Here is a 292-nt window from a genome sequence, read left to right as displayed (position 1 = left end):
CTTCACGCTCAAGGTGACCGACGGCTCAGGCGCGACCGATACCAAGACCCTGACCATCAGCCTGACCGGCGCCAACGACACGCCCGAGCTCAGCGCAAACCTGACCGCCAAGACCTATATCGACACCTCGGTCGACAACACCTTCACCAGCGTGACCGGCCAACTGACCACGGCAGACCGTGATGCCGGCGATAGCAAGGCCTATACGATCGACAGTGCCGGTACGACCAGCGGGTCCTTCGATATCAACGGAACCAACTACCAGCAAAAACTGGTCGGCAACTTCGGCACG

General features: G+C 60.6%; 1 protein-coding gene. It reads left to right on the top strand.

Features of this window, described 5'->3' with window-relative positions:
- Positions 1 to 292, top strand: a 292-nt coding sequence (locus J5M67_RS28975) for a hypothetical protein (RefSeq protein ID WP_207888744.1), incomplete at both ends; no start/stop codon positions are given.

Origin of the sequence: Pseudomonas sp. 30_B (assembly GCF_017491605.1) — a bacterium.
GTDB lineage: Bacteria > Pseudomonadota > Gammaproteobacteria > Pseudomonadales > Pseudomonadaceae > Pseudomonas.
This window is presented reverse-complemented; position numbering and strand designations above follow the sequence as displayed.